The sequence below is a fragment of the Marivita lacus genome, from assembly GCF_014637725.1.
GTDB lineage: Bacteria > Pseudomonadota > Alphaproteobacteria > Rhodobacterales > Rhodobacteraceae > Marivita > Marivita lacus.
On the sequence record NZ_BMFC01000003.1, the window covers coordinates 176,510 to 188,615 of the forward strand.

The window sequence follows — 12,106 nt, forward strand, 5'->3', positions numbered from 1 at the left end:
GCTTGACTGTCAGGAGGGTGCGTTGGCGGTGTTGCGGTGCGGCAACCAGACCCAGAAGCTGAGCACGATGGCAGAGGCGGAGATCAGCGTCATCACCGTGCCGGGGAAGAAGTTCACGTAGCCCGGCAGATCGACGAACAGGAGGTAGCCGACATCCGCCAGCCCCCCGACCATGGCCGTGACCCAGATCGCGGTCAGCGCCACGAGCATTGTCGCGATGATACCGTGGGCCAAGCGTGTCGGCATGGTGGCCAGTTCGGGCGGCAGCGTTTCGGCAGCACGACCGAAGACGATGGGAAAGAGGCCCGCGCCGAATGCCGTCGCGAGCCCGGCCAGCACCATGCCCGCGACGCTGTCGACGATGAAAAGCGTGTCAGCATCGGTGAATTCGAGCACCGTTGCGGATTGCAGGCCCTGGGAATGCGCACGGCGTCCAGAGCCAGCACGGACAGGGACGTGGCAAAGCTTTGGACAGACATTAAAGTTCCCCTCTGTTGCTCTCGCAAACGCCGCCAAGGGTGCGGTCCTGAATGCGTCATGTCTTGCAGTCTGCGATGCGCTTTCAGTCCGCACCACGGATCGAAATGCGCGCTGCCTGCGCGTTGATGCGACATCGCGCCGATGCTATGAGCGGCCATGGAATACTGGACAGAACTCCGCACCGCTTTGATGGTCGCGCGTCTCGGCACGGTCAGCGCCGCGGCCGAAGCCCTCGGCGTGCACCGCGCAACCGTCAATCGACATGTCGACACGTTGGAGGGCGTGTTCGACGCGCCCCTGTTCCAGCGCAATGCGCGCGGCTATGCGCTGACCGACGCGGGCCGCGACATGCTGGAGGTCGCGGCCCGCGCCGACGAGATGCTCGCCGATCTGGCCGCGCGCGCGCGGGGCAAGGCGGGGCAGTTGTCGGGATCGCTGATCGTGACGGCCCTTTCCGGCGTGGCGCCGCTGGTGATGCCCGCGATCCGCGATTTCCACCTTTCCCACCCGCAGATCGCGCTGGAGTTCGTAGCCGGAGCCCAGCTTGCCCGACTGGAACATGGAGAGGCGCATGTGGCGATCCGCGCCGGGGCGAAACCGGAGATGCCTGACTATGTCGTGACGCTGTTCCGCCGTCTGCGCTTCGGGCTCTACGCCAGCCAAAGCTACATCGACCGCGCGGGACATCCAGATCCTGACCGGCTCGACGCGCACCACTTCATCGGCTCAGTTGGCGCGCCGCGTCCGGTTCCCTATGCCGAATGGATGAACGCCAATGTCCCACCAGAGACGCTGGCCCTGCGCACGACGGACCAGCAAGTCCTGCACAGCGCTGTTTGCGAGGGGCTGGGGCTCGGGTTCCTGGCCGAACACGATGCCTGCGTCCGGCCCGACCTCGTCGAGGTCATCCCGCCCGGCGAGGCGTGGTCCACCGCGCTCTGGGTCGTCACCCACGTCGATCTGCACCGCACGGCCAAGGTGCAGGCGTTCCTCGATCACCTGAAATCCGCGAGGTTGGAGCACCATGGCAGTCACTCGGAGGAGTCCAACTAGCGAACGTGAGACCTCGTTCCCTGCGCCTCCTGGAGTTGCAAACGCATCGATGCCTCTCCTGAGACCGTGATGGATGGTACGGATTCAGGATAAATTTCAGAGAGTTGCGTGATGTCGTGTGCGGCACATGTTCATGTTTCGATCGCATGGTTTCGTGCTGCGTCGTGTTGCTGGTGGTTTGCTTTGCAATCGAAATCGACGCAGGGCGAAACATGCGAAACGGCAAGCCGGTGTGTCGCGGCCTGCCACCACAGAGCCAAAGCCCCCGCCATCCCATGCATCTTCTCGTACAGCATCGAAGACGGGTGCTTTCTTGAAGCAGGCTAGAGTGTCAGCGCCGTTTGACCGTCGAGATAACTTCGCCAGCCGCCCAGTGCACTGATGTTCTCGGCGGAACCGAGGCCGCTGGTTTCGCAAAGGAATCCCTTTACCAGCAATCCATCCTCGATCTCGACGTTGCCGATGACGAGCGGTGAGGGTATCCCCGCCATGAAATCGCCAACAGCGCTCTTCGGAAGCGCCCATAGTTCCAGCGCGATTGAGGCCCCGTTCCCATCCTCGCTGCGGCAAAGTCCCGGACGGTGCGGAGGGCCACCGGGCAAGGCATAAAGCGCATAGTTCGGCGCGGTCTTTGCGGTCTTCAGGAACCGCGCCCCGCGCGACGTCAATTCTTGGTTGAGCGGCAAGCCCGACATATGAGCGCCGCAGACAGCAAGAGTCATCTCGCTCCCGGACAAGGGTGCAGGCTCCGGGTTCGGCAGGTCAGGCGTCTCAATCCCTGTCGCCCCAAGCATGGGCCGGCGGGCCTCAGTTAGGCGCAGCCCTTGCGCCGCAATCGCGGCATCCTCGCCTGCGGGAGCGATCAGTGTCACGCCTCCGGGCCGACTGTCGCTGCGGGGTCCGGTCGGCACGGCCAATGCGCAGAGGTCCAGCAGGTTCACGAAGTTTGTATATGTTCCGAGGTTGGAATTGGGCGCAACCGGGTCAGCCTCCAGCTCGGCGCAGGTGGCGAAACGCGGGATCGTCGGCACGCACAGCATGTCGGCCGCGTCGAGGATCGGGGCGCAGGCGCGGCGCAGGTCCGCCAGCCGGTAGAACCCGTTGAACGCGTCGACCGCACTCTGACCCTCGGCCTTGGCGATGATGGCCCGGGTGACGGGATGGACGGCATCCGGCCGATCGCGCATCATGTCTTCTATCGCGGCATAGCGCTCGGCGATCCATGCGCCGTCATAAAGCATTTGCGCGACGTCATAGAACGGCTTGAAGTCGACCCGGTCGATCCGCGCGCCGCCTTCAGCCAGCGTCGTCAGCGTCGCTTCGAAATCCGCGGCCTGCACGTCATCTCCGAAGAAGATCAGGCTGGCGGCATCCGGCGCCGTGATGCGCGGTGCGGGGGACGGGGCGGGCATCGGCGCCGCTGGCAAAGGACGGGAATAGGCGTCTGCCGGATCGAACGCGGCGGCCGCACGGAACACGTCATGGGCATCCATGACGGTCAGTGCGAAGATCGAGATCGTGTCGAGCGTCCGGCAGGCGGGCACGACACCACTGGCCGAAAGCGCGCCAAGGCTGGGCTTCAGCCCGACGATCCCGTTCAGCGCGGCGGGCACGCGGCCCGATCCTGCGGTGTCGGTCCCCAGAGCAAATGGCACGATCCCATGCGCCACCACGACGGCCGAACCAGAAGACGACCCACCCGGCACGATGTCCGCATCCAGCGCGTTGCGCGGCACTCCGTAGGGCGAGCGCACGCCAACAAGGCCGGTGGCGAACTGGTCAAGGTTGGTCTTGCCGACGGGAATGGCGCCCGCCGCGCGCAGGCGGGCCACGACAAAGGCGTCGCTGTCAGCGGCATAGGCATAATCCGGGCAGGCGGCTGTCGTTGGCATTCCTGCCACGTCGATATTGTCCTTGACGGCAAAGGGTATGCCCCACAGCGGACGGTCGGGGTCGAAGGCTCCCAAGGCGGCGGCCTCGGCTGCGAGGTCTTCGGCACTGGCGAGGTGAATGAAGATCGCTGGATCGCGGACAGCCTCCAGTCGGGCAAGAACCTCTGTCATGACCTCTGCGGGTGTCACGCCCGAGGCATAGGCATCGCGCAGGGCGGCAAGGGTGAAGGGCAGGTCTGAAAGAGGCGTGGTCATGGGCATGTTCTCTTATTCGGCTGCTGATTTCGCAGCTTGGGTGGTCGTATTCGTGGTCGGGGGTTTCGGTGCTGCGGCCAGCAGGGTGCGGGTATAGGGATGGCTGGGCGTGTCCATGACCTGCGCCGCAGGCCCCTGTTCGACAATTTCGCCGCCTTGCATGACGATGACGTGGTCACAGAGCAGGCGCACCACGTTCAGGTCGTGGCTGACGAAGAGGTAGGTCATGCCAAGACGGGCGCGCAGATCCGCCAGCAGGTTCAGCACCACCGCCTGGATCGACACGTCGAGCGCCGCCGTCGGCTCGTCCAGGATCAGGAACTTGGGATCAAGCGCGATGGCCCGCGCGATGCCGACCCGCGCCTTTTGCCCCCCCGAGAGCTGATGCGGAAAACGGTCCAGCAAGGGCAGGGGCAGGCCGCAGAGCGTCGCCAGTTCCTCGATCCGCGTCTGCAGGGCTGTCCCGCGCAGATCGCTCATCCGCAGGATCGGGTCGGCGATGGTCTGGCGGGCGGAATGGCGGGGATTCAGGCTGTCGGTGGCATCCTGGAAGACCATCTGGATCTGGCTGCGCCGCTTGTCCCGCACGAAGCGGTCGGCGGGAATGTCGGCAATATCCAATCCCTCGAACAGGATATCGCCTGATGTGCGGTCGAGCAGCCGCACCAGCATCGACGATGTCGTGGACTTGCCACAGCCCGACTCGCCCACCAGTCCGACGCTTTGACCCTCGCGGATGGTGAAGGAAATTCCCTTGACCGCGTGGACCGGCCCGGATTTGCCGGGGTAGGTCTTGACCAGGTCGCGGACCTGAACCAGCGCGCGGTCGCCCGGCACATGATCGGCCAGCGGTGTGCGCGCCTCGAGCGGCAGCAGGTCGCGCAACCCTGCGCCCGCACGCGGTGTGGCATCGACCAGTTTGCGCGTATAGGAGTGTTGCGGGTCTGCGAACAGCGCGGCGGCGGGGCCGGTTTCGACGATCTGCCCGTCCTTCATCACGGCCAGCCTATCGCAATACTCAGCGGCCAGGCCAAGGTCGTGGGTGATCAGGATCGACGACATGCCGCGTGCGCGGGTCAGGTCGCGCACCAAATCCATCACCGCCTTCTGGGTGGTGATGTCGAGGCCGGTCGTGGGCTCGTCCGCGATCAGCAGGCGCGGCCCGCAGGCCAGTGCAATGGCAAAGACGACCCGCTGGCACATGCCGCCGGACAATTCGAACGGATAGGCGTCGTAGCGGGCCTCGGCGTCGCGGATGCGCACCGCCTCCAGCGCCTCGATGGCCTTGGCACGGGCATCGGCGCGGGTGGCGCGCCCGTGGCGGCGCAGCACGTCTTCAAGCTGATGCCCGACCTTGCGGATCGGGTTGAGGGCTGCGCGCGGGTTCTGAAAGATCATGCTGATCTCGCGACCGCGAATGGCCTGCATGTCGCGCTCGGCCGCCTGCGCCAAGTCTCGCCCGTCGAAGACCGCGCTGCCCGCCTTGATCCGTCCGCCTGCGTCAAGAATGCGCATCAGCGCGTAGGAGGTGACGGATTTGCCGGACCCGCTTTCGCCGACGATGCCGAGCGTCTCGCCCTCTGAGAGGTCCAGAGAGATGCCACGCACCGCCTGCACCTCGCCACGCCTTGTGCGGAAGGAGACCGCAAAATCCCGGATGTTCAGCATGGCTCAGGTCCTCCGGCGCGGATCGACGATGTCGCGCAGACCGTCGCCCATCAGGTTGAAGGTGAAGACCGCCAGCATCAGCCAGAGCCCCGGGAACAACGCGACCCACCAATGGCCGGAGATGATGTAATTCGCCCCTTCGGCGACCATGATGCCCCATTCGGGCGTCGGCGGACGCACGCCGAGCCCGATGAAGGACAGACCGGCGGCGTTCAGGATCGCCCAGCCCATGTTGAGCGAGACCTGCACCATCATCGGCGGCAGGGCGTTGGGGAAGATGTGAAAGGCCAGCGTGCGAAAATGCGAATTGCCCGACAGGCGCGCGGCCAGCGCAAAGCCCGCCTCGCGCCGGATGTTCACCTCGGCCCGGACAAGGCGGGCGTAGAAGGGGATGTTGATCAGGGCGGTGGCATAGATGATGTTCTCGACCGTGTTGCCCAAGGCCGCGACGATCCCCATCGCCAGCACGAAGAGCGGGAATGCCATGATCGTATCAAGCACCCTGTTCAGCACCGCGTCGATCCAGCCGCCCCAATAGCCTGCGATGGCTCCGAGCACCGACCCGATGACAAAGGAAATCGCCACCGCCAGCACCGAAATGGTGAGGTCCAGCCGCGTTGCCACCACCACGCGGCTGAACACGTCCCGCCCGAGGCTGTCGGTACCGAACCAATGGGTCCAGTTGGGCGGTTGCAGCGCGTTCGCGGCATTGGTAGCCAGCGGATCATGTGGCACGATCAGCGCACCGAAAAAGGCCTGCAGCAGGAAAAACGCGAACATGCCGAAGGACAGCATCGTCACCGGGTTTTCGCGCAGCACATGCAGCAGATGTGCCCACGCGCCATCGGGCTTGCGGCCCGGTATATCGGTAGCCTGCGTCATTTGGTGTCGAACCCGATGCGAGGATCGATCAGCGCGTAGCTGAGGTCGATGATGAGGTTGAGCGTGACGAAGAGAAACGCCATGGCCAGCACGAAGCCTTGCACGGCGGCATAATCCGAGGCGACCAGCGCCTCGACCGCGTAGGATCCGATGCCGGGCCAGGCAAAGACCTTTTCCACCAGTACGTTGGCGCCCAGAACGAAGGAAAACACCATGCCCAGCGTGGTGACGACAGGCAGCAGCGCGTTGCGCAACCCGTAGCCGAACAGGATCTTGCCCCGCGACAGGCCCGCCGCACGGGCGGTGCGGATGTAGTCCGACGACAGCGCTTGAAGCATCGCCGCTCGGGTCATCCGCGCGATGGGAGCCAGCGTGAACAGGGCAAGCGTGATCGTCGGCAGGGTGAGTTGGCGCAATGTGGCGGCGAAGGTCTCAAGATCACCCGCGATCAGGCTGTCGACGAGGTAGAAGCCGGTCACGCGCGGAGGCTCGAAATAGATGAAATCCAGCCGACCCAGCGGCGAGGGCGCCCAGCCCAGCAAGTAGTAGAAGACATAGACCAGAAGGATGCCGGTGAAGAACGTGGGCAGGGACACGCCCGCCGTGACCAGAACCCGGCACAGGTGATCGACCCAAGACCCCTGCCGCACCGCCGCCAGAACGCCCAGCGGAATGGCGATAAGACACGAAAGCACCAACGCCGACAGCGTCAGCTCCAGCGAGGCAGGCAGGCGCGCGGCCAGATCGGTCAGCACCGGTTGCCCCGTGCTGATGGATCGGCCCAGATCGCCCTGCGCCAGATCTCCGACATAGAGGAAGAACTGCGTCACCAGCGGCTTGTCGAGGCCAAGCGCCTCGCGCACCTGCTGGATGGACTCGGCATCCGCCATGGCACCCGCGAAATAGACCGCCGGATCGCCGGGCAGGGCGCGGGTCAGGATAAAGCTGATCACGATCACACCGATGATCACCGGCACGGTCTGTGCCAGCCGCATCCCGATCGCGCGCGTCCGCCCGGCCATTGCTCAGACCCCCGTCATGCGGCGCGGGTCGAGCTGGCGGTGAAACCAGAACTCGTAGCCCGACGCGCCATTGACCGCGACGTTCAGCGCCGGCTGATAGAGCGGGATGCGCGGCAGGTCGTCGATCACGATCTGGAACATCTTCTTCACCAGCGGCGCCCATTCGGGGTCATCCATCGACATGTGCAGCGTCTGTTCGGTCAGTTCGTGCACCTCTTCGTTGTCGTAGTTCGACGAATTGAACAGCCGGTCTTTTTGGTAGGCCCAGAAGAAGTAGTAATCGGGCGTGTTCAGCCAGCCACCGAAGTTCTCCAAGTGGAAATCGAGCGACTTGTCGACCAGCGCCACGGTGCGCCAGTTGGCACCGGGGATGCGTTCGACGGTGGTGGTGATGCCAAGCTGACCAAGGCTTTCCTGAATCAACAGGGCTGTCGGTTCCATCCAGCTTGCCAGGTCGAGGCTGATCGACATCTGTACCGGGAAGCCGCTCGCAAAGCTGGACGCCTCGAGATGTTCGCGCGCCTTGTCCATGTCGGTGGCGTAGGGGAACGGGCGGGGCCAGGCGGTATCGGTGATCTCGGTCGGGCCGCCCCACATCGGCGCGCCGCGCCCGTAGGCGGCGGATTGAAAGATCGCCTCGTAGGGGATCGCATGTGCGATGGCCTTGCGCACCTCGGGGTCCTGGAACGGCTCGAATTTCGTGTTCAGGCACGCGCAGTGGATGCAGTTCTCGATCGGGGTCGAGAAGACATCGACGGTGCCCACCAGTTCCGAGGCGTCGCGGTCGGGGATGTCGAAGGACACCTGCACGTCGCCGCGTTCGATCAGCGCGCGGCGGGTCGAGTTGTTCGGCACTTCGCGCATGATGACGCGCGGGATCTCGGGCACCGGTCCACCGACCCAGCCGTCGTTGCGGTCATAGACGATCTGCTGGCCCTGATCCCACCGCGTCACCGTATAGGCACCCGATCCGGCAGTGGTGGTGTGCAGGTATTCCATGGCCCAGGGATCGGCCTCCGTCGCATTGGCGATGGCCACCTTTGAGTTGATGATGAAGGGCACAGGCACGGCCAAATTCGGCAGCGACAGCTTGGACGGGTAGTCCAGCCGCAGCACGAAGGTCTGGTCGTCCACAACCTCGAACTGGTCGGGTCGGAAGAACCCACCTGCGCGCATCTGCGTGGACGGGAACCCGCCGACCGAAACGGCGCGATCGAAGGACCATTTCACATCCGCCGCCGTCACCGGGCTGCCATCGGTGAAGGTGGCGTCGGGCTTGAGCGTGAAGGTAAAGACAAGGCCATCGTCGGAGATGGTCCAGCTTTCGGCCAGTTCCGGCACGATGGTGTCATAGTCATACGACATCTCGCCGGTCGGCAACTGCCGCGACCCGAAGCCGACCAGCCGGTCATAGCAGTTGATCGCGACCTGATAGCTGGCGCGGTTGGTACCGGTGCGGTGCAAGTCCAGACTGTTGATCGTCTGGCCTGAGGCCACGACCATCGTCTCGAGCCCTTGCGCATCCGCGCGTGTGGCCCATGCAAAGGGCGTCATGGCGGCACCGCCCGCGGCGGCGGTCAGTTTCAGAAAATTTCGTCGATTGGTTTGCATCGCTTGCAGCCCCCTTGGCATCGGTCAGATTTCTGCTGTGCAGCATGGCATGTTGCAGCCAGTTCGAAAAATGCTATGATTTCACCAATCCGGTGCATTCAATGCACCACTTGGAAAGCGTCATGATGCAGCACCTGGACACATTCCGCCTGATCGAGGCGATTGCCCGTGCCGGTTCGATCCGCAAGGCAGCGGAGGATTCCAACATCACTGCCTCGGCCTTGAACCGACGCCTGGCACGGTTCGAGCGTGAATTCGGGTCGCAGATCTTTGAACGGCTGCCGCGTGGCGTGCGCCTCAACCCGGCCGGAGAGTTGGTGTTGCAGCACTACCGCGCGCAACGCTCGGACCTGGCGCGGGTGAAAAGCCAGGTCGCTGACCTTTCGGGGGTGCGCCGCGGCCATGTCACCATCGCCTGTTCGCAGGCGCTCTTGCCGTTTTTCCTGCCGCAGCAGATCGCGGCCTATCGCAATGCGCATCCGGGCGTCACCTTTGCCGTCAACGTGCGCGACCGCGAACAGGCCGAGGCGGAGCTGGTCAGTTTCCGCAGCGATCTGGCGCTGGTGTTCGAGCCCCGCGTTCTGGTGGATTTCGAGGTGCTGCACGCCATCCCGCAGCCGGTTTGCGCACTGTTCACGCGGGATCATCCGCTTGCGGATCGGGCCGAGCTGCGGCTGCGCGATTGTCTTGACCATCCGCATATTGCGCCTGCGCACAAGTACGGCGTGCGCGGGCTGCTCGACATGGCGGCCAAACGGGTCGGCCGGACCGTGGCGCCAGTGGTGGAGACGGAATCCTTCGAATTGATCCGCTATTACGTGATGCATGAACGCGCGGTCGGCTTCCAAATCCCCATCGGTCTGTCGGCGGAACAGGATACCGGCATGGTGTTCCGGCCGATCTCGGATCGGGACATGCCACCGGGTAACCTTCTCTTGGGGCAGATGCGAGGGCGCGTCCTGTCCGTCGCCACGTCTCGTTTTGCAGATCAGGTGGCACTTGCGCTTGCGAATATGTCGGTTGCCTGAGGCTGGCCGCGCTGCCTTGGCAACGCCTGTTGAGCCTGTGCTTGAGTCTTCGCACGACATGCGTTTTCCAGAGCAGGGTTGCGATTATGACGGGGCAGTAGATGACAGCCAAGAAGATGTAGTCATGCTGGGACCGATGGATGCAGACCTCTCCGAGGTCCTGGATCACAATCTCAAGGGCGGTCGGTGGGATCAAGGCTGTCGACACTGGACGATCCACGACGAGTCAGCGAAGCTGGTCCCCGTTTCGAGGCACCCCACCAAAACGCCGCCCTCTTCCTGTCTTTGTGCGGGGTGGACTGGCAGGACGGTCGCTGCGTGCCTATGGTGCGCAAAGCGGGTTCGTTCCGGTAGCGGGCCCACCCGAGGAGATCGCTGAATGCCCAACTACGCAGCCACTGCGGCATCGAGACTGTCTACGGCCCCGATGATGGACTGGACCGACCGGCACTGTCGGGTGTTCCATCGCAAGATCAGTCGGCAGGCCCTGCTTTATACCGAGATGGTCACGTCGCCGGCACTGGTGCGGGGTGGGGCGGTGCATTTGCTGGAGCATGATCCGGTGGAACACCCCGTCGCTCTTCAGCTTGGCGGTTCTGATCCGCAGGAACTGGCCGAGGCGGCGCGGATGGGGGCCGAGGCGGGGTATGACGAGATCAACCTCAATGTCGGATGCCCGTCCGACCGGGTGCAATCCGGCACGTTCGGGGCCATCCTCATGAAATCGCCGGACCTTGTGGCGTCTTGCGTGGTGGCGATGAAGGCGGCTGTTTCTGTCCCGGTCACCGTCAAGTGCCGGATCGGCGTGGATGAACAGGACGTGGCACAAACCCTGCCGGACTTCATCTCCCGGGTTGCCGATGCGGGGTGTGACTACCTCATCATCCATGCCCGCAAGGCATGGCTGCAGGGGCTGTCGCCCAAGGAGAACCGTGATATTCCTCCACTCGACTATGAGCTCGTCTTCGACATGGCGGCGGCGTTTCCCGATCTGCCCATGTCGATCAATGGCGGGATCGAAAGTCTGGACATGGCCGAAGCCCTGATCGCGTGCGGGCTGAACGGCGCGATGATCGGGCGCGCGGCCTATCACCGTCCCTGGGACATCCTGTCCGGTGTCGATGAGCGGCTGTTCGGCACGCCGTCTCGGGTTGCGACACGGGAGGACGTGATCGATGCGATGCGCCCCTATATCCAGACCCATCTCGATCGGGGGGGGAGGCTGCACCAGGTCACGCGGCACATGCTGGGGCTCTTTGCCGGGCAACCGGGCGCGCGGACGTGGCGGCGTGTTCTGTCGGAAGAAGCCAATCGTCCGGGGGCCGGAGTGGCGCTGCTGGACGAGGCGCTCGAGCGCATGCAGCAGCCCGATCCCGTGGCAGGCTAGGGCCATGGTACGGAACTGGCCGGACTGCGGGTTCATCCGCTTTGACTGGAACGCCGAGACCTATCGCTGGGCGCAGGCGGCGCGAAAACTCGGGCAAGACGTGGCCCGCGACCCCGAGATGATGTCGACCTGGTTGCAATGCGAGGGCACATGGTTCGTCGGCGTCGATGCGCTGCCATCCGACCCGCACGGCGCAGTGGACGGCGTGCCGCTGGCCGGACCGGTGGGCGATCGCATCGGCCCGAGGACTGACCTGCACCCGGCGCAGCTGTCGATCACCTATCCCGGCTATCCGCGCCCGCGCCGGGGCGAAAGCGATGCCGCCTTCCGCTACCGCCGGAACCGGGATGCCGCGCATATGGACGGGCTGATCGCCGAGGGAACGCCCAAACGTCGCTTTCTGCGCGAGCGCCACGACTGGATACTGGGGCTGCCCCTGACCGAAACCTCTCCCGCTGCCAGTCCCCTGGTGGTCTGGTCGGGTAGCCATCACATCCTGCAGCAGGCAATGATCGACGTGCTGGGGCATCTGCCCGAAACCGACTGGCCCCATGTCGACATCACCGATGTCTACCAGGCCGCCCGGAAACGCGCGTTTGACGACTGCCGGCGCATTCCGCTCTTTACACGTCCGGGGGAGGCGGTTTTACTCAATCCGTTCACGCTGCACGGTGTGGCGCCCTGGCGGCCAGGCGCAACAGCATCGCGGGACGGCAGGATGGTTGCATATCTGCGCCCGGAATCACCCGACTCGGGGGCGATCTGGATTAGGCAGAAATAAGGCACCGCCATATTCCACCGAACAAATCGCGACAATCGGACAGTCCC

Annotated in this window: 10 protein-coding genes; 4 read left to right on the forward strand and 6 right to left on the reverse strand. The window is 64.5% G+C overall.

Features of this window, described 5'->3' with window-relative positions; all coding sequences use genetic code 11:
- Positions 1-9 precede the first annotated feature (9 nt).
- Positions 10-396 (reverse strand): hypothetical protein, encoded by a 387-nt coding sequence (locus IEV82_RS23580; RefSeq protein WP_229747727.1) that lies wholly within the window; start codon positions 394-396, stop codon positions 10-12.
- Between the two features lie 240 nt (positions 397-636).
- Here IEV82_RS23580 and IEV82_RS08455 point away from each other — a divergent pair, with 240 nt between their 5' ends.
- Positions 637-1,533, forward strand: coding sequence for a LysR family transcriptional regulator (locus IEV82_RS08455; RefSeq protein WP_188481582.1), 897 nt, complete (start codon positions 637-639; stop codon positions 1,531-1,533).
- Between the two features lie 323 nt (positions 1,534-1,856).
- On the opposite strand, the gene atzF is transcribed toward IEV82_RS08455, so the two are convergent.
- The 5 genes from atzF to IEV82_RS08480 are packed head-to-tail and all read right to left on the reverse strand — an operon-like array spanning position 1,857 to position 8,863.
- Positions 1,857-3,680: an allophanate hydrolase gene (gene atzF / locus IEV82_RS08460; protein WP_188481583.1), complete on the reverse strand. Its 1,824-nt coding sequence runs from the start codon at positions 3,678-3,680 to the stop codon at positions 1,857-1,859.
- Between the two features lie 12 nt (positions 3,681-3,692).
- Entirely contained in the window at positions 3,693-5,348 is a 1,656-nt protein-coding gene (locus IEV82_RS08465; RefSeq protein ID WP_188481584.1) for a dipeptide ABC transporter ATP-binding protein, read from the reverse strand.
- Between the two features lie 3 nt (positions 5,349-5,351).
- On the reverse strand, positions 5,352-6,230 hold the full coding sequence (locus tag IEV82_RS08470; RefSeq protein ID WP_188481585.1) for an ABC transporter permease: 879 nt from the start codon (positions 6,228-6,230) through the stop codon (positions 5,352-5,354).
- Positions 6,227-7,252 carry an ABC transporter permease gene (locus tag IEV82_RS08475; RefSeq protein WP_188481586.1) on the reverse strand — a complete coding sequence of 342 codons (1,026 nt, stop codon included), beginning with the start codon at positions 7,250-7,252 and terminating at the stop codon, positions 6,227-6,229. The genes IEV82_RS08470 and IEV82_RS08475 overlap by 4 nt, the downstream gene beginning before the upstream one ends.
- A gap of 3 nt (positions 7,253-7,255) precedes the next feature.
- Entirely contained in the window at positions 7,256-8,863 is a 1,608-nt protein-coding gene (locus IEV82_RS08480) for an ABC transporter substrate-binding protein (RefSeq protein WP_188481587.1), read from the reverse strand.
- Between the two features lie 122 nt (positions 8,864-8,985).
- Here IEV82_RS08480 and IEV82_RS08485 point away from each other — a divergent pair, with 122 nt between their 5' ends.
- The 3 genes from IEV82_RS08485 (at position 8,986) to IEV82_RS08495 (ending at position 12,059) form a co-directional block, all read left to right on the forward strand.
- A complete protein-coding gene (locus IEV82_RS08485; RefSeq protein ID WP_229747728.1) occupies positions 8,986-9,891 on the forward strand; it encodes a LysR family transcriptional regulator in 906 nt (301 codons plus the stop codon).
- A gap of 379 nt (positions 9,892-10,270) precedes the next feature.
- Positions 10,271-11,278: a tRNA dihydrouridine(20/20a) synthase DusA gene (gene dusA / locus IEV82_RS08490; RefSeq protein WP_188481588.1), complete on the forward strand. Its 1,008-nt coding sequence runs from the start codon at positions 10,271-10,273 to the stop codon at positions 11,276-11,278.
- Positions 11,279-11,282: 4 nt separating this feature from the next.
- Positions 11,283-12,059 (forward strand): phytanoyl-CoA dioxygenase family protein, encoded by a 777-nt coding sequence (locus tag IEV82_RS08495; RefSeq protein ID WP_188481589.1) that lies wholly within the window; start codon positions 11,283-11,285, stop codon positions 12,057-12,059.
- The last annotated feature ends 47 nt before the right edge of the window (positions 12,060-12,106 follow it).

Coding starts and splice junctions, on each gene's coding strand:
- atzF (WP_188481583.1), bottom strand. CDS start 3,680: ATGACCACGCCTCTTTCAGACCTGCCCTTCACCCTTGCCGCCCTGCGC.
- IEV82_RS08480 (WP_188481587.1), bottom strand. CDS start 8,863: ATGCAAACCAATCGACGAAATTTTCTGAAACTGACCGCCGCCGCGGGC.
- IEV82_RS08455 (WP_188481582.1), top strand. CDS start 637: ATGGAATACTGGACAGAACTCCGCACCGCTTTGATGGTCGCGCGTCTC.
- IEV82_RS08485 (WP_229747728.1), top strand. CDS start 8,986: ATGATGCAGCACCTGGACACATTCCGCCTGATCGAGGCGATTGCCCGT.
- dusA (WP_188481588.1), top strand. CDS start 10,271: ATGCCCAACTACGCAGCCACTGCGGCATCGAGACTGTCTACGGCCCCG.
- IEV82_RS08475 (WP_188481586.1), bottom strand. CDS start 7,252: ATGGCCGGGCGGACGCGCGCGATCGGGATGCGGCTGGCACAGACCGTG.
- IEV82_RS08495 (WP_188481589.1), top strand. CDS start 11,283: ATGGTACGGAACTGGCCGGACTGCGGGTTCATCCGCTTTGACTGGAAC.
- IEV82_RS08470 (WP_188481585.1), bottom strand. CDS start 6,230: ATGACGCAGGCTACCGATATACCGGGCCGCAAGCCCGATGGCGCGTGG.
- IEV82_RS08465 (WP_188481584.1), bottom strand. CDS start 5,348: ATGCTGAACATCCGGGATTTTGCGGTCTCCTTCCGCACAAGGCGTGGC.